We start from the raw sequence: 15,613 nt of genomic DNA, 5'->3' as shown, positions 1-15,613 counted from the left end.
GCCGCGGCATTGTGAAACGCCAGCAGCCCGGCGTAGATGCTGACCATGAACAGCACGCGGATGACCTGGGTCAGGTGCGGGCCGACAAAGTGATCGGACATGCCGTAGATGAACGTCGTCGGATCCTGGAGCGCCTGCAGGGTCGGCACGATCTTGTCGGCCCCGACGCCGATCACCATCGCCCAGACTGACAGGGCATAGAAACCACCGATCAACAGCACCGAGCTGTAGGTAGCAATGGGAATCGTACGGTGCGGGTTCCTGGCCTCCTCGCCGTAGATGGTGGTGGCCTCGAAGCCGATGAACGCCGCGAAGCAGAACAGCAAGCCGATGGACGGCGTGCCGCTGAACACATGGCTGCGCTCGAACGAATCGAAGTTGATGCCGCTGTCGCCGCCCGTCCTGAGAATGGCGAAATCCAGGAGCAGGATCGCCAGGTATTCGGCGATCACAATGACCGACAACACCCGCGCCGACAGATCGATCTTGCGGTAGCCGAGAATCGCAACGCTGGCCATCGCCATCAGCGAATACGACCACCAGGGCAATACCAGGCCGAACACGCTTTGCATCGTGCCGCTGACCACTCCACCGAACATGCCATACAGGCCGACCTGCAGGATGTTGTAGGCAAACATCGCCAGCACCCCCGCCGCCCCGCCGGCCAAGCCACCCAGGCCACGAGACGTGAACGCATAGAATCCACCGGCGTTGGTCACGTGCCGGGACATGGTGGTGTAGCCCACCGAGAAAGCCAATAACACCAGCAAGGCCAGGATCAGCAACGCCGGCGTGCCGGCACCGTTGCCCAGCATGATGCCGATAGGGAAACCGCCGGCGATGACACTCAAGGGGCTCGCCGCCGAAACCACGAAGAAGATAATGAAGCCGACACCCAGGGCCCCACGCTTGAGCTCCGTGGAGCTGTTGACCGGGAGAGGTACGCTCATGTTTTCTTGACCTTATTGTATGAGGCAGGCGTTGTAGGATCGATGCAGTCAACCGCTCACCGTCACCGAATAGCGTTATTGTTCTTGTCGCACGCTGGATTCGATCCTATGCCTCTCCCTGAATACCCCACTATCCCAAATCGGTAACCAGAGAGCTCTTCTCAAAAAAACAGATGACCGTTATCCATCCGCCCGTATTCAGGCAGGCGCGCGGTCGTTGATGGCCGCACGGGCCGTATGGGAAGGCAATTCGGCGAACAGTTCCTGATACTCCGCTGCAAAATGGCTGAGGTGATAAAAGCCCCATTGGGCGGCGGCATCGCCGATCGAGAGATGCGACGCCCGGGTGGACATCAAGGTCCGGCGTACACCGTTGAGCCGCACGGAGCGCAAGTAATTGAGCGGGGTCGTCTCGGCAACCGAGCGGAAGCTGTTCTGCACAGTACGTCGACTCACCTGGAGTCGCTGGCACAACTCGTCCACGCTGGGCACATTGTTCAGTTCCGCGGTCGCCAGGCGATGGCATTTCTCGACAATGAAGCTGCGCGTGGAGCTTGGCGAACGCTGCTGCTTATCACAGGCCGGGTCCGTCATGAGTTGCAGCAGCTCGTCGAGCATGGCCTGTTCCAGCTCCCGATCTTGCGCGTTGTCGAGTTCTTCGTTCGAGAGAGCCTGGGAGAATGCCGCCAGCATCCGACGTCGAGCGTCAGCGTAGCGTTGCGTGGGGAGTCTGATTACCGGTTGCCGCAGTAGCTGGCTGATTTCCTTGGCCGACGCAGTTTGCGCCAACGCCTGTTCGAACAATTCACGCTCGAAGGTAATGGCCAGCAGCTCCATGCCCATCGGCATGTGGAACATGAACTCTTCGCCGCCATGAAGAAAGAACAGGCTGCTCTCGTCCACCTCCCGTCCCTGCATCCTGATCGAACCCGGGACGGTGATGGGCACGGCAAAGCACATCTTGCCCCGGGGGGCCACGCCATGCTGCACCACGCGCTGGTTGATCTGCTCGCGGAATACATGGCACCGCCCCGTCGTCAACTGGATGAGCGAACTCTCGGCCGAACCGGCGGTTAACTGGTTGTAATCCTGGTTCCACTCCTGGACGGTGGCGGCGTGGACATGGATGTCACGAAAATGGCTGATGTTCTGATTTTTCATGATGTCGAAAGCCTCGGCCAAGATTCTTGTTTTTAGAATGCCTTGTTGCGCGATATTCTCACATTAAGAGAATTCTGCAAATTTTCTTTGCTTCATGTCAGCACCCTGGTACTGACGCTCCAGGCGGCGCGTCCAATGTGCCGATTCGGGCTACCGGCCAGGAACGGGCCACGAGGATGATCGAGACACTGAAACCGACATCCTGAGAGACCGTCATGAGTGAAGCCAAGCTAGAATCCCTCCATTTCGCGGATGCCCCGCGAATTACCTCCGCCATTCCCGGCCCAAGGACCACCGAGGCCCTGGCATTGTCGGCGCGTACCGAGTCGATGGCTCGTGGCGGCGGACGCATGCCTGTAGCCATGGACCGGGCCTTTGGCGCGACCTTCAAGGACGCCGATGGCAACACCTACATCGACCTGTCCGCTGGCGTGGGCGTCAGCAGCGTAGGCCGTTGCCATCCGAAAGTGGTGCAGGCCATTCGCGAGCAATCCGAAGTGCTGATGCATGCCTTGGAAGTCAACAGCACCCGGCGCACCGAACTGGCCGCCAAGCTCTCCGAGATCGCACCGGACGGCTTGCGCGGCGACTGCATCACCTTCTTTACGCAAAGCGGCAGCGATGCGCTGGAGGCTGCGATCAAGTTCGCCAAACGCGTCACCGGACGGCACCAGATCATCGCCTTCCACGGCGGCTACCACGGCGTGTGGAACGCTTCTGGTGCGCTGACCACAGGCACGGCCTACCGCAAGGGCTACGGTGCCCAGATGGGGGGTGTCATTCACGCCCCCTACCCCTATGCCTATCGTTTTCCCTTCGACACCACGCACAAGAGGGCCGAGCAGATTGCCGGTGAGTACGTGGATTACCTGCTGAACACCCCTTACACCGCCGCCGATGACGTGGCTGCCGTGATCGTGGAACCGGTACAAGGCGAAGGCGGCTACGTGCCGCCCTCGCCAGAATTCCTGCAGCTGTTGCGCAAGGCCTGCGACCACAGCGGCGCGCTGCTGATCGTCGACGAAGTGCAGTCCGGCGCGGGACGTACCGGCAAGATGTGGGCGGTCGAGCACTCCGGCGTGAAACCCGACATGCTCACCTTCGGCAAGGGCATTGGCAGCGACTTGCCAATGGCCGGCCTGATCATGCGTTCGGACCTGGCGGCGGCGATTCCTGATGGATCAATGCCCAACACCTTCGCCGCCAACTCGTTGTCCGCGGCGGTGGCGCTGACCAACATCAGCATCCTCCAGGACCCGGAGCTCGATCTGCTCAACCGCGCTCATACGCTGGGGCTGGAAGCGCAGGAACGTATCCGTGGCTTCGACAGCCCATGGGTCGGTGAAGTCCGCGGTCGCGGCCTGATGATCGGGATCGAGCTGGTCGAAGACCCGGTCACCAAGGCACCACTGGCACCGGACAGGATCGGCCAACTCATGGGTTATCTGTTGAACCACGGGGTACTGATGATTCCCTGCGGTCGCTACAGCAACGTGATGCGCGTCATGCCCTCGCTGACGATCTCACGTGCGCTGTTTTTCAAGGCACTGGACATCTTTGGCGACGCCCTGGCCTCCCTCAAGGGATGAGGTGTGTATACCCCGACTATTCCACATCACTTGAGGGACTGCGAAATGACTCAACACTTGAACCACTTCATCGAAGGCGCCTCCTTCGAGGCCTCCGACGGCCGTCGCATCACACTCGTCGACCCCGTGACAGAACAGATCTACGGCAACTGCGCGCGTGGCACGGCCGAGGACGTGGACCGCGCCGTAGCAGCGGCACTCACCCAACTTGAGCGTGGCGCCTGGAGCCAGCTCGACGGCGCCCAGCGTGGCCGGCTGTTGTCGAAGCTGGCGGACCTGGTGGCGCGCGACACCGACGTGCTGGCTGATCTGGACGCCAATGCCATCGGGCGCTCACCGATCGAGCCGCGCCGGCTGGACGTACCCAACGCCGTCGCCAACCTGCGCGCCGCCGCTGGCTGGGCCAACCAGTTGGAGGGCCGCACCATTCCCACCGGCGGCTACTTCGGCACCAAGACCCTCTCGTACACGATCCGCGAGCCGGTGGGCGTGGTCGGCGCCATCGTTCCCTGGAACTCGCCACTGATGATCACGGTCTGGAAGCTCGCCGCTTTGCTGGCGGCCGGTTGCACGGTGGTCATCAAGCCTTCGGAAGAGACGCCACAATCGGCCCTGCACCTGGCGGCGCTGGCTCAGGAAGCGGGCTTTCCTGACGGGGTGATCAACGTGGTCACCGGCTACGGCAACGAGGTTGGGCGCGCCTTGTGCGAGCACCCGCACGTCGCCAAGATCAGCTTCACCGGCAGCCCCGAGGCCGGACGCGAAATCCAGCGCACCGCTGGCGTACTTTTCAAGCACGTGGCACTGGAGCTGGGCGGCAAGAGCCCACAGATTGTCTTCGACGACGCCTCGTTCGAGGACGCGCTGTTCGGCTGCTCGCTCGGCCTGTTCGCCAACCAGGGACAGATCTGCGCGGCTGGCTCGCGCATCCTGGTCCAACGCAACATCGCTGATCGCTTCGCCGCGGCGCTTGCGGATGCCGCGCGAGCCGTCAAGGTCGGCGATCCTCGCCAACCCGACGTACAAATGGGCCCGGTGGCCAAGAAGGCGCAATGGGATCGCGTCAACCGTTACATCCAACTGGGCATCGACCAAGGTGCCACCCTGTTGGCCGGCGGTGTATCGAGCCCTGAGCGGGGCTGGTTTGTCCGACCGACGATCTTCGCCAACGCCCGCAATGACATGGCGATCGCCCGGGACGAGATCTTCGGTCCCGTCGGCACGGTGATCACATTCGACAGCGAAGATGAGGCAGTCGCACTGGCCAACGACTCCACCTACGGCTTGGCGGCCACGGTCTGGACGAGCGATCTGGTGCGAGCCCACCGCGTCGCCGCGGCGGTCAAGGCCGGTGCCGTGGGCATCAACTGCTGGAGCCCCCTGGACGCCAATCTGCCCTGGGGCGGCGTCAAGGCCAGCGGCGTTGGCCGTGAAGGCGGGTTTGGCGGCGCATTGGCCTATACCGAGGAGAAAGTCATCACCGTACTGCTACCCAGCTGAGAACAAAAAACCGCACTGACCGGACCACCCTCCAAGCCCCTGTGTCGTGGAGGGTGGCCGTCCAAAACGTGCATTTTCGATGCCTTGATGATCGATGGAGAGACCGCGATGAATCCGGTAAATCAAACAATAGTTGATCGGTATCCGACGTCCCTGCGTCTGTTGCACTGGGTGCGCGCCGTGCTCATCGCCGGCCTCCTCTGGGCAGGCTGGCACATGACCGGGCTCGATGACGAAGTGGCGAGCAAATATGAGCTCTATTACCCGTGGCACAAATCCTTTGGGGTGCTGGCGTTTCTGCTGGCCCTGATTCAGATCACCCTGCGGGTGCGCGCTCCCAGGTTGCCGCAGCCACCAGAGACACTGGCCCGGTATGAAAGAGTTTCGTCAAGGCTTGCGCACCGTACCTTGTATGCACTGCTGGTGATCGTGCCGTTGATGGGTTATTCGATGTCGAGCACCTACACGATGAGTGACGGGGTGTTCTTTTTTGGGGTGAACCTTCCCGAGCTGCTGGGCAAGAATGACAATTGGTTCGTTGTCTTCCAATGGCTGCATAAAGTGCTCGCCTACACCCTCCTCGGCCTGATCGTGGTGCATATTGCCGGCGCCCTCAAACACCGTTTTTTCGACCGAGACCCTCGAAGCGACGTCCTGCGCCGTATGCTGTGACCGTCTCTGCTTAATCACCTCTCCCGCCTCCCGCCGGGAATGCGCCACCGCTGGTGGCGCCTCCGGGTCAAGCTATCTGCAACAGATGCCGCAAGCGGCGTATCAGAACGTCACCCACACGATGAACTGGAAGTAAGTGTTGGTTGCCGCGCTACCGCTCTGCAGTCCACCATCCCCGAGCCACTTCCTGGGCTTATAGAGACCAACCAGCGGCGAAAGCGTGACGTTGTCGGTCACCATCCAATCCAGATACAAGTCGACCTCGCGTGCACTGAAGTCTTGGGCATCCCGGTCGGAGAGTTGGTGGTAGTGGAAGTACATCGCGTTAAGCGTCAGTTTGTCGGTCGGCTGGACCGAGAACAACACATCGTTGATCTGCATGTTCGAGGTGACGGAACCGGCATAGTTCGCAGCGACTTCACCTTGGTAGCGTTTGCGAAAGCCACCCTGGAACAGGAAATCCCAGCCTTCGGAGTAACGCGAATACCGGTAACTCAGCGCCGGTTGCCATTTGACGTCGGCGAAGGTGTAGCCTGCGTCGAAGAACATCGCCCGCTGCGACCCTGAACGCTTTTCCTGGCGCGCCACCTCGAACGCGAAATCGGCATTGTCGATGCCTGCATTGCCCTGGCCACGGATGCTGTAGATATCCATGCCCTTGCGCTCACCCCGATCAGCGAAGACATATCGCTCGTTGACATCCAGGCCATGTACGTACGTCGAGCCGATCGAGCCAATGGGCGTCGTGTAATCGACGGTGGCGGCCGCCACTTCGGTCTCCGACTGTCCGGGGTTATCCGACTTCAGCCACATCAGGCTGCCGTGAAGGCCCTGTGTACCGCCCAGCTTCAAGACCGCCGTATTCCCAAATGCCAACCGAGGGCCCAGATAAAAGGCCCCGCCGCGATTGAACCGGCCGTCCGCGACGCCTGGGATGGGGCTGAAGGCCTTTCCTGGCGCGAACCCGTCGTCGGTGATCAGGAAGCCGTCCACTGTCACCAGTTGCCGGCCAAAGGAGAAGTCCACGCCGTCCACGCCCAAGGCGGGAATCAGCTCACCGGACCTCCAACCCAGGTAGGCATCCTCCACAGCAGTTCTTCGTTCTCCACCGTCGGTGTTCGCTCCCGCGTCCCCATCGCCCCATGTCCCCGTGCTGATCAGGCTAAACCCACCGTAGACCGAACCTGCACCGATCTTGTCCGTCGTACCGTTTACGCCGTACTTCGCGAATCCTTCTTGCCATCGCATCCTGCCGGGCTCCTTCTCGGGATTGGCGAGGTAGTTCTTTTCACTGCCGAACCAGCCAAACCCCGCCCAGAGGTCGGCATTCAGGACGGTCGCGCCATCGTCTTCGTTGTAGAACTCATAGGCCTGCGCCTGCGGCTCCAACGTGCAAAGTGCAACCAGCGAAAGTAATGGGGCGTAGTGGGGGGTGCGCATGACGTCTCTCCTGTTTTTATATTTATGAGGCGAGTCATGAGTGTTCCGATTCGGGTCGACCATGCGGTAGCCCAAATCAGCATGTGCAAAGGGTCGGCCGCGCATTTGCGTGGCGTCATTTCTCCCCAGCGAAAAACATGTCCAGGGACTTGAACGGTTGCCGTTTTGGGCTACGGCCTGCACAGGCGTCCCCCCTATGCTGGGGCCATAAGAACGCATAAGAACGAGGTACCCGTCATGCCCCCATCACCGCCGTTACGTCAGGGGCTTTGCCTGCTGATTGTCGCCGCCTGCAGTGCACTGCCATCCCTGGCCACTGCCCACCATTCATTCGCGCTGTTCGACCAGACCAAGACGGTCACGATCCAAGGCGTCGTCGAGCGCTTCGCCTGGACCAATCCGCACATCACGATTTACCTCGATACGCCCGGCCCGCCGGCCCAGCGTTTCAAGATCGAGACCGGCAGCGTCAACGCTTTGCAGCGCGCGGGTTGGAGCGCCGACTCGATCAAGGCGGGCGAGAGCGCCGAGGTGTCCTTCAGACCGCTGAAAAACGGTGACCCGGGCGGACTGCTGGTGGAGATCAGGATCGGTGACGTCGTGCTCTCGGGCGGCGGATAGGCCAAGCCCCTCTCCCAGTTTCATGAGTACCGAACCGAACAGGCCAGCAGCATGGAGACGTTTCAATGAAACCGACACGAACCTTGAGCGCAGCAACGCTCTTCCTGGGCGTCGTCCTCGTGACCATCGCCGGGGTGTGCAACGCGGCATCGCCCAAAACCCAGAACAACGCACGTGCGGACATCAGCGGCACCTGGGAAAGAACCCCGGACGACTGGTTCGGTGAGAACCCGGACGATCCGGTGCACCCGGGCGGGCCGATGGATCTGAAGGAACCCTATGCCCGCCAATACGCCGCACTGAAGAAAAAACAGGCCGCTGCGAACGAAGCCGGGACGCCACTGGCCACGACGAGTTCCAGGTGCCTGCCCGAGGGAATGCCAACGTTGATGGCGGCGCTCTTCCCGATCCAGATCATTCATGACGACAAGCAAGTGATTGTCCTCGGCGAGTACCTCCAGCAGGTACGCCGGATTCTTCTGAACCAGACATTACCGCCCAAGGAAAAGCTCGACCCCAAGTACCAGGGCCATTCGCGCGGCCACTGGGAAGGCGACACGCTCGTGGTAGAGACACAACGCGTGCGAACGGACGTGACGTTCTATGACGTTCCCCACAGTGAGGAGATGAAGATCACTGAACGCATCAGGCTACGCGGACCGGATCACTTGGAAGACCAGGTGGTGATCGAGGACCCGCAGGTGCTCAACACCCCGTATCGGTTCACGTTCGACTACAAGCGCTCCAACTACGCCATTCAAGAGTATGTCTGCGAGAACAACCAGATCGTGATCGACAGCGAAGGCAAGGCATCCCTCAGCCGTGAGTGAAGCTCTATCGATGCTCCCTTGGAGATGACCGGATGGAACAACCGATGACCATCAGCCTCCTGCGGCCGGCGCTGCAAGGCGCCCTGCTCTCGCTGATCCTCGCACCGAGCGCGTTTGCGGAGGTACCCCGCATGCCCACGGCCATACCTGTTCCGCCCTCCGACAAGCCACCGCTGTCGTCGGCAAAACGCCCGGGCACCGAATACAGCGACCTGGAAAAGTACGGCTACATCGAGCAAGAGTATTACCTGCAAGGCGTCGCCCCGGCCATTACCGCCTCGGGCAAACAACTCTTCGAGGCGCCTTACACCACGCGCATCCTGGTGCGTAAACCGGCGGACCCGGCGCGCTTCAACGGCACGGTGGTGATCGAGCCGTTCAGTTGGTTTGGCGAGCGCGGCGCCGGATGGATCCTGACCCGCGATTACTTGTTGCGGCGTGGCTACGCGTACGTCGGCTACACGCTGAACATGAACAAGCCGGCCGTCGATCCCAAGTTCATCTCGGACACCCCGGCCGCCGAGGCCGAGCAGATCGCCCAGTACGGACGGATCGTCAACTTCGAGTTCATGCGCCGCTTCGACTATGCACGCTATGCGTCGCTGGGCACCTATTACGATCCTGAGCGCTTTACCCGCGGTGAAGGCCCCGATCCGTTCGTTCCACAGTCACAGGGGATCGCGGCGCAGCTGGCGTTGCTGCTCAAAACCAATGCGGCCCAAGGGCCGTTGGCCGGCCTCGACGTGCAACGCGTCTACGTCAATAGCTGGGCCGTGACCGCGCAAGTCTGGATGGACTACCTCGACCAGGGCCGCCACCAGCGATGGCGCATGCCCGACGCAAGGCCACTGATCGATGCCTACATGACCGGTCGGATGGCCTATGGCGAGGTGGGTGGCGACGTCATCCGGCTACCTCGTCAGATGCCCGACGGCGTGCCGTTCGTGACCGTCTACAGCCAGTCCGAACTGATGCACGACGTGTTCGAAGGCATCGATCTGCCGCCGGACACCGACAGCCCGCAGCTTCGCTACTACGAAGTAACCGGCATGCCCCATCTGCGGCTGGCCGACCTTGGTACGGAACATACCGAATTGGTCGCCGCCGACATCGGCAGGGGCGACGACCCTCGGTGCCGGACGCTGTACGACGAACCGGTGGAATTGGTCGTCTCGGCGCTCCTGGACGGCATGGACCAATGGGTGCGCGAGGGTAAAGCCATGCCGAAGGCGCCGCGGGTCGTGCGCGAGGGCAAGGCCGCCGTGCGCGACCCCGCCAGCGGCAACCTGCAAGGGGGCGTGCGTCCGCCGTGGATCCAGGTGCCCAGCGCGGCCTATCTCACGGACCAGGAGACCGGCTGCGGCCTGATCTATGACACCAAGGAGCCCTACTCCAGGGACCTGCTGCACCAGCGCTACGGCAGCTTCAGTCACTACGAAAAGGCATTTGAAGATGCCAAGCGCCTCTCGATCAAGCAAGGCTATCTCCTGCAGCAAGATGCAACGGACCTGCGTCCGATCGCAACCCCCCAAGACTTCTAACCCCATGCGGAAGCAAAGCAAATGTCATCAGAACTCATCATCGCCTGGATCTATGCATCACCCTTGAGCACCGCCATCAGGGACCTGTCCTGGGTCGTGCCGACCATCCAGAGCGTTCATATCGTCGCCATTGCAGCGATCTTCGGCGCTGCGGTGATCTCTGATCTTCGCCTGGCCGGCGTGTTCGCCACCGACGAGCCCATGGCTGGCGTCGTGCGCCGTTACTTCCCGTGGATGCGCGCCGCGCTCATCGTCCTGCTCCTCACCGGGCTGGTCATGATCATCGGCGAGCCAGACCGCGTACTGGTCAACACGACGTTCTGGCTGAAGATGTTCCTGGTCGTCGCGGTGTTCACGCTGGCCTGGTCAATCCGGCGTCCGTTGCTGCGCCCCGCCGCTCGGGCGCAAGGCGATGACGAGAAGCCTCCCATCAAGACGCTGGCCTGGCTGTCGATCGCCCTGTGGTGCGGCGTGATCTTCTGCGGTCGCTGGATTGCCTACTGATCCCAGCGTTTTCAATGATCGTTTTCTCAGGTATTCGCCATGGACATCCAATCGATACTGCAAACCCTCGAGGACACCTCTCTGGCCGCCTACATCAGAGAGTCGGGCTCGATTTTCCCGAACCTGGAGTCGGTGCACGTGATCGGCATCGCCCTTGTATTCGGGACCATCGCCGTCGTCGACCTGCGCCTGCTCGGCGTTGCTTCCCATCGTCGAAGCGCACTACGACTGATCCAGGAACTGCTGCCGTTCACCTGGGTCGCCTTCGCCGCCTGCGTGGTCACCGGCCTGCTCATGTTCACATCCAATGCCACCACCTATGCGCAGAACAGCGTTTTCTGGTGGAAGATGGGCCTGTTGCTGCTGGCGGGCCTGAACATGGGGATATTCCACTTGGGCGCCTATCGCCGGATCGACGAATGGGACACGACCCTGCCGCCTCCCAGCCAGGCCCGTATCGCTGGATTCAGCTCGTTGGCGCTGTGGGTGAGCGTGATATGCCTTGGCCGCTGGATCGGGTTCGTCTGATGGCTCGCCTGTCGCACACCTGCCACGGCAATGACGCCAACGGCGCAGTCCAGGTCGTGCGCCCGGCTTCCAGCCGCTGGGAATCGCTGGCCCTGTTGCTTGCGGCCCTGGTCATCATCGCCAGCGTGACAGGTTATGTGCTGCTGCGCCCACCGCACGCCGGCCCACCGCCCCCCTTGAGTTGGCAGGTGCGCTCCTTCGATGGCCTGGGTGCGGTCGACCAGGCCATCCACAGCGCCCTGCTGCCCGCGGGTGAAGAAATCATCTGGAACAATAATGACACCGGCGGTTGGATCACGCTGGAGCAGGCCCAGAAGAGCTTGCTGCCACCCTTCTACCGGGACGCCTTCTGGAAGACCAATGGCGAGGTGTACTGGCAGTTGATCCTGCCTGGCACCCACCTGCCCCATGCCGGTTCCGTCGATGATCACGACGCCGTCGACACCCCGCCGACTGCGAGCCCCAGCGACGTATCGCAAGCCACCCAGGGCCAGGGCGCCACGGTCTACTACGGCTCCGGCGGTCGCGCGCCCGGCCAGAGCGCCTACCTGCTCGTCATTGGGCACGCCCATGCCGGCGTCATGTGGGCCAACCAGGCCACGATCTGGGTCCATCGCGACCCGAACGCGCCCTACCCCGGCATCGTCAAGCCCGAGTCACTGGTCGGTAGCGGTTGGCGCCAGGTCATCCCTTACGACGGTGCCAGCGAAGTCGAACGTGTAAAAGGAAACCAGCCATGACCGTTCCTACCAGACACCGCGCACTGTGGCGTCGTTGCCTTGCGCTGCTGGTGCTGATACCCGCCATCGCACTCGCTGGCCCGACTGCGGCCTTGGGCAAGAAGCTCAAGATCGGCGTCACCCTGCACCCGTACTACAGCTTCGTGGCGAATATCGTCGGCGATCGGGCCGAGGTCGTTGCGCTCATTCCGGCGCAGGCGAACCCGCATAACTATCAGCCGCAGCCCGACGACATCACCCGCGCGATGACCCTCGATGCCTTGGTCGTCAACGGCATCGGCCACGACGAATGGGCCTTCCAGATCATCAAGGCCGCCGGCCGTGGGGCGACACTGCCGATCATCCAGGCCAATGCCTCTGTAGCCCTCATTCCCATCGGCGGCGACCAGGACGGCGCCAAGGTGGTCAATCCGCATACCTTCGTTTCCACCACGGCAGCGATACAGCAGGTCTTCGAGATCACTCGCCGGTTGGGGGAACTGGACCCGGGCAACGCTGCGGCGTATCGACAAAACGCCCTGGCCTACGCCGCGCGCATCCGGGCGCTAAGGGCCGGCTTCATGACCCGCTTCGCCGCGCTGGATTTGTCGTCTTTCCGCTGCGCGACAACCCATGCCGGCTACGACTACATGATGCAGGAGTTCGGCCTGTTCGTGAGCGCGGTGATCGAGCCCCGCCATGGCGTCGCGCCGACCGCGCGCCAGTTGGCCAACACCATCGACGCCATCAAGAAGGCCAATGTGAAGGTGTTGTTCGCCGAGAAAAACTTCTCCCTCGATCTCGCCAAGCCAATCGAGGCCGCCACCGGCGTGAGGGTCTTTTCGCTGTCGCACATCACCGGTGATACCTACAGCGCGGACGAATTCGAGATAGCGATGCGCGAAAACCTCGAGACCTTGGCCGAAGCCGTTGAGTTCATGCAGCGATGAAGGAGAAACAAGCGATGCGCGGTCCCGCCATAGTGTTCGATAGCGTCTCCCTGCGACTGGGAGGCACGCAAGTGCTTGAAGACGTCAGCTTTCGCGTGGAAGCCGGTGCGCTGCACTGCCTGGTCGGCCCGAACGGCGGCGGCAAGACTTCCCTGGTGCGCGCGCTGCTGGGCCAGATGCCGCATTCAGGAACGGTCCGCTTCGAGGGCGAAGTCACGGCCCCCATGGGCTATGTCCCGCAATTGCCCGACTTCGACCGCAACGTGCCGATGACGGTCAACGATCTCATGGCCATTCTCGGTCAACGCCGACCAGCCTTCCTGGGCTCCAACCGATCCGCAAGGGCGGCCAATGCCGAGGCCCTGTCTCGCACCGGCGTGGCCGGAATGGGTGCCAAACCCTTTGGCAGCCTGTCCGGCGGCCAGCGTCAGCGAGTACTGCTGGCCCAGGCGATCAGCCCGGCGCCCTGGCTGCTCATCCTCGACGAACCGACCGCCGGCATCGACGAATCGGGCGTGCGGCTGGTGGAGGCGCTGGTGGCTGAGTTGCATGACCGTGGCGTCACTGTCCTGTGGATCAACCATGACCTGAAACAAGTCAGGCGCATCGCCCAATCGGTGACGGTTATCAACCGCAGAGTGCTGTTCCATGGCGCCCCCGACCAAGTCGCTTACTCGCTGGAGGGTGTCCAATGAGCGCCCTTTACGACTTCATTCGCAACCACCTGCAGGCGCTCGCCGCGAGTGGCATCCTGCCGCAGCCGTTCGAGTACGAATTCGTGATCAATGCACTGCTTTGCGCGGTGCTCATTGGACCACTGCTGGGCGTACTGGGCTCGATGGTCATGATCAAGCGCATGGCGTTCTTCAGTCAGTCCATCGGCAATGCGGCGATGACCGGCGTGGCCCTTGGCGTGCTGATCGGCGAGTCCTACACGTCCCCCTACTTCTCGATGTTCGGCTTTTGCTTGTTGTTCGCGCTGGCACTGAAGTACACGCAGCACCGCACCACCCTGGCCAATGACACGCTGATCGGTGTGTTCCTGTCCATCTCGCTGGCGGTCGGTGCCTCGCTGCTTTTGTTCGTGTCGGCGAAGATCAACACCCACGTGATGGAAAGCGTGCTGTTCGGCTCCATCCTGGCGGTGGACCACACCGACATGAATGTGCTGCTTGGGGTAACGGCGATGTGCGCACTGCTCGGGCTGCCGCTGTACAACGGCATGCTTTTGGCCAGCCTTAACCCGAGCCTGGCCCATGCCCGCGGCGTACGGGTGCGAAGCGTCGAGTACCTGTTTGTGGTACTGGTCACACTGGTGACGGTCGCCTGTCTGAAAATCATCGGAGCCGTGCTCGTCGAAGCCCTTCTGCTCATACCGGCAGCGGCGGCACGCAACATCAGTCGTTCCCTCCCGGCGCTGGTGGCGCGCGCCATCCTGATTGCGACCTTTTCCTGCGTGGTGGGCATCCTGGCGCCGATGCAGTTTCATATTCCCGTGCCAACGGGCGGCGCAATCGTGATAGTCGCCGCCCTGGTGTTCATCGCCACTACCGTCATGCGCGCGACCGCGTCCCGGTTCGGGGGGGCTAGCGTATGAATAGGCAATGGCTCTACAGGTCCCGGCTGACGATGCTGGCACTGCTGCTGGGCATCCCGTTTTCGGTCTTTGCCGATACCGGCAGGCAGCAGGTGCTTGTCGCGCTGCCTGCCCTGTATGCGCTCACCTCGGCACTCAGCGACGGCACGACCCTTGAGGCCATCCGTGTTCCGGCGGACGCGGCCGTGCCCATGGAAAGCCAGGCCAACGCGCTGTCACGCCTGGACGCCGCGGTGTTCCAGCAGGCCGAAGCCGTGGTCACCCTCAGCAGTCTCTGGCACGCGGATCCACTGTATGCGACAGCACGCCGCGAAAATCTGCGAATCGTCGAGATCGATGCCTCGCGCTCATGGGACGCCATCAAGCCCGGCGTGGCCGCGACCCGCGCGCCATCGAACGACGTTCCCTGGGCCGCCGCGAGCGATGCCGATGAGGGGCAGTCGCCACACGCCTGGCTCGGTCCCGTCAACGCCATGCGCATGTCGGCGCTGATCGCTGCCGACCTGGCACGCCTGGCCCCCACCGATGCAGCACGGATAGAGCACAACCTCGCCGCGCTCGAAGGTCGCTTGCGCCGGCTCAAGGCCGACTACGGTGCCCGGCTGACGGCAGTGCCGGACCTGCGCGTGCTGTCACTGGCCAATGAGTTCATCTACCTGTTCGGCGAATTCGGCGTCTTTGTCGACGGCTGGTTCGTCCAACAGGACATCGACTGGAGCGACGCCGACCGCACTGCGCTGACCCGATACCTGCGCGAGCGTGACATCCGCGTGGTGGTCCACAAGTGGGCACCGGACGCCAAAATCGCCAAGGCCATCGAGGACGGGGGCGCACGGCTGCTGATACTCGATACGGGCAACCCGGGAATGCTCGCCGACAAGGCCAACGGATACGAAGCACTCCTGGGTTCGAACCTGGAGGCCCTGCTGGCGGCCTTCGCCACGACTGGCAACGACCATACGAGGGGCGACGGTCAGTCGCCTTCCCAATGACCGATCTTGACGGCGAGAC

16 protein-coding genes are annotated in these 15,613 nt (G+C 62.3%); 13 read left to right on the top strand and 3 right to left on the bottom strand.

Translation table 11 applies throughout. The features are described 5' to 3' along the window. Together BT116_RS20950 and BT116_RS20945 are read right to left on the bottom strand one after the other, a co-directional pair. Positions 1-950 (bottom strand): APC family permease (locus BT116_RS20950; protein ID WP_139271899.1); only part of this gene is annotated, 950 nt, incomplete at its 3' end. A gap of 198 nt (positions 951-1,148) precedes the next feature. After that, the gene (locus BT116_RS20945; RefSeq protein WP_072346884.1) at positions 1,149-2,111 is read right to left on the bottom strand and encodes a helix-turn-helix domain-containing protein; all 963 of its coding nucleotides are present in this window, start codon (positions 2,109-2,111) and stop codon (positions 1,149-1,151) included. Positions 2,112-2,326: 215 nt separating this feature from the next. Here BT116_RS20945 and BT116_RS20940 point away from each other — a divergent pair, with 215 nt between their 5' ends. The 3 genes from BT116_RS20940 (at position 2,327) to BT116_RS20930 (ending at position 5,872) form a co-directional block, all read left to right on the top strand. Next, positions 2,327-3,700 carry an aspartate aminotransferase family protein gene (locus tag BT116_RS20940; RefSeq protein ID WP_072346869.1) on the top strand — a complete coding sequence of 458 codons (1,374 nt, stop codon included), beginning with the start codon at positions 2,327-2,329 and terminating at the stop codon, positions 3,698-3,700. Between the two features lie 45 nt (positions 3,701-3,745). Next, a complete protein-coding gene (locus BT116_RS20935) occupies positions 3,746-5,200 on the top strand; it encodes an aldehyde dehydrogenase family protein (protein ID WP_072346867.1) in 1,455 nt (484 codons plus the stop codon). Between the two features lie 108 nt (positions 5,201-5,308). Next, complete coding sequence (locus tag BT116_RS20930) at positions 5,309-5,872, top strand: cytochrome b (protein ID WP_072346865.1); 564 nt, start codon at positions 5,309-5,311, stop codon at positions 5,870-5,872. A 102-nt stretch (positions 5,873-5,974) separates the two neighbouring features. Here the strand turns inward: BT116_RS20930 and BT116_RS20925 are convergent, their stop codons facing one another. Beyond that, positions 5,975-7,312, bottom strand: coding sequence for an alginate export family protein (locus BT116_RS20925; RefSeq protein ID WP_072346863.1), 1,338 nt, complete (start codon positions 7,310-7,312; stop codon positions 5,975-5,977). Positions 7,313-7,549: 237 nt separating this feature from the next. Here BT116_RS20925 and BT116_RS20920 point away from each other — a divergent pair, with 237 nt between their 5' ends. From BT116_RS20920 to BT116_RS20875, 10 genes are all read left to right on the top strand, one after another. Next, positions 7,550-7,933 carry a DUF6152 family protein gene (locus tag BT116_RS20920; protein ID WP_072346861.1) on the top strand — a complete coding sequence of 128 codons (384 nt, stop codon included), beginning with the start codon at positions 7,550-7,552 and terminating at the stop codon, positions 7,931-7,933. 65 nt (positions 7,934-7,998) lie between these two features. Further along, on the top strand, positions 7,999-8,763 hold the full coding sequence (locus BT116_RS20915; protein WP_072346859.1) for a hypothetical protein: 765 nt from the start codon (positions 7,999-8,001) through the stop codon (positions 8,761-8,763). A gap of 44 nt (positions 8,764-8,807) precedes the next feature. Next, the gene (locus BT116_RS20910; RefSeq protein ID WP_256572549.1) at positions 8,808-10,304 is read left to right on the top strand and encodes an alpha/beta hydrolase domain-containing protein; all 1,497 of its coding nucleotides are present in this window, start codon (positions 8,808-8,810) and stop codon (positions 10,302-10,304) included. Positions 10,305-10,325: 21 nt separating this feature from the next. Next, positions 10,326-10,808, top strand: a complete 483-nt coding sequence (locus BT116_RS20905) for a DUF6644 family protein (protein WP_072346857.1) — start codon at positions 10,326-10,328, stop codon at positions 10,806-10,808. A 39-nt stretch (positions 10,809-10,847) separates the two neighbouring features. Further along, positions 10,848-11,336: a DUF6644 family protein gene (locus tag BT116_RS20900; RefSeq protein WP_072346855.1), complete on the top strand. Its 489-nt coding sequence runs from the start codon at positions 10,848-10,850 to the stop codon at positions 11,334-11,336. Then, on the top strand, positions 11,306-12,076 hold the full coding sequence (locus BT116_RS20895) for a DUF6162 family protein (protein ID WP_170845927.1): 771 nt from the start codon (positions 11,306-11,308) through the stop codon (positions 12,074-12,076). Before BT116_RS20900 ends, BT116_RS20895 begins: the two co-directional genes overlap by 31 nt. After that, on the top strand, positions 12,073-13,005 hold the full coding sequence (locus BT116_RS20890) for a metal ABC transporter solute-binding protein, Zn/Mn family (RefSeq protein WP_072346851.1): 933 nt from the start codon (positions 12,073-12,075) through the stop codon (positions 13,003-13,005). Before BT116_RS20895 ends, BT116_RS20890 begins: the two co-directional genes overlap by 4 nt. A gap of 14 nt (positions 13,006-13,019) precedes the next feature. Further along, complete coding sequence (locus BT116_RS20885) at positions 13,020-13,700, top strand: metal ABC transporter ATP-binding protein (protein ID WP_256572550.1); 681 nt, start codon at positions 13,020-13,022, stop codon at positions 13,698-13,700. Next, on the top strand, positions 13,697-14,602 hold the full coding sequence (locus tag BT116_RS20880) for a metal ABC transporter permease (RefSeq protein WP_072346847.1): 906 nt from the start codon (positions 13,697-13,699) through the stop codon (positions 14,600-14,602). Before BT116_RS20885 ends, BT116_RS20880 begins: the two co-directional genes overlap by 4 nt. Next, positions 14,599-15,594, top strand: a complete 996-nt coding sequence (locus tag BT116_RS20875; RefSeq protein WP_256572551.1) for a metal ABC transporter solute-binding protein, Zn/Mn family — start codon at positions 14,599-14,601, stop codon at positions 15,592-15,594. Before BT116_RS20880 ends, BT116_RS20875 begins: the two co-directional genes overlap by 4 nt. Positions 15,595-15,613 lie beyond the last annotated feature (19 nt).

Source organism: Pseudomonas sp. NFACC16-2 (genome assembly GCF_900119205.1).
Taxonomy (GTDB): domain Bacteria; phylum Pseudomonadota; class Gammaproteobacteria; order Pseudomonadales; family Pseudomonadaceae; genus Aquipseudomonas; species Aquipseudomonas fluorescens_Q.
Note: the sequence above shows the minus strand (reverse complement) of the source record. Positions and strands in the feature narration are given on the sequence as shown.

What these genes read in the sequence shown, in the direction of transcription:
- BT116_RS20945 (WP_072346884.1), bottom strand. Translation starts at nt 2,111, where the DNA reads ATGAAAAATCAGAACATCAGCCATTTTCGTGACATCCATGTCCACGCC.
- BT116_RS20940 (WP_072346869.1), top strand. Translation starts at nt 2,327, where the DNA reads ATGAGTGAAGCCAAGCTAGAATCCCTCCATTTCGCGGATGCCCCGCGA.
- BT116_RS20935 (WP_072346867.1), top strand. Translation starts at nt 3,746, where the DNA reads ATGACTCAACACTTGAACCACTTCATCGAAGGCGCCTCCTTCGAGGCC.
- BT116_RS20930 (WP_072346865.1), top strand. Translation starts at nt 5,309, where the DNA reads ATGAATCCGGTAAATCAAACAATAGTTGATCGGTATCCGACGTCCCTG.
- BT116_RS20925 (WP_072346863.1), bottom strand. Translation starts at nt 7,312, where the DNA reads ATGCGCACCCCCCACTACGCCCCATTACTTTCGCTGGTTGCACTTTGC.
- BT116_RS20920 (WP_072346861.1), top strand. Translation starts at nt 7,550, where the DNA reads ATGCCCCCATCACCGCCGTTACGTCAGGGGCTTTGCCTGCTGATTGTC.
- BT116_RS20915 (WP_072346859.1), top strand. Translation starts at nt 7,999, where the DNA reads ATGAAACCGACACGAACCTTGAGCGCAGCAACGCTCTTCCTGGGCGTC.
- BT116_RS20910 (WP_256572549.1), top strand. Translation starts at nt 8,808, where the DNA reads ATGACCATCAGCCTCCTGCGGCCGGCGCTGCAAGGCGCCCTGCTCTCG.
- BT116_RS20905 (WP_072346857.1), top strand. Translation starts at nt 10,326, where the DNA reads ATGTCATCAGAACTCATCATCGCCTGGATCTATGCATCACCCTTGAGC.
- BT116_RS20900 (WP_072346855.1), top strand. Translation starts at nt 10,848, where the DNA reads ATGGACATCCAATCGATACTGCAAACCCTCGAGGACACCTCTCTGGCC.
- BT116_RS20895 (WP_170845927.1), top strand. Translation starts at nt 11,306, where the DNA reads ATGCCTTGGCCGCTGGATCGGGTTCGTCTGATGGCTCGCCTGTCGCAC.
- BT116_RS20890 (WP_072346851.1), top strand. Translation starts at nt 12,073, where the DNA reads ATGACCGTTCCTACCAGACACCGCGCACTGTGGCGTCGTTGCCTTGCG.
- BT116_RS20885 (WP_256572550.1), top strand. Translation starts at nt 13,020, where the DNA reads ATGCGCGGTCCCGCCATAGTGTTCGATAGCGTCTCCCTGCGACTGGGA.
- BT116_RS20880 (WP_072346847.1), top strand. Translation starts at nt 13,697, where the DNA reads ATGAGCGCCCTTTACGACTTCATTCGCAACCACCTGCAGGCGCTCGCC.
- BT116_RS20875 (WP_256572551.1), top strand. Translation starts at nt 14,599, where the DNA reads ATGAATAGGCAATGGCTCTACAGGTCCCGGCTGACGATGCTGGCACTG.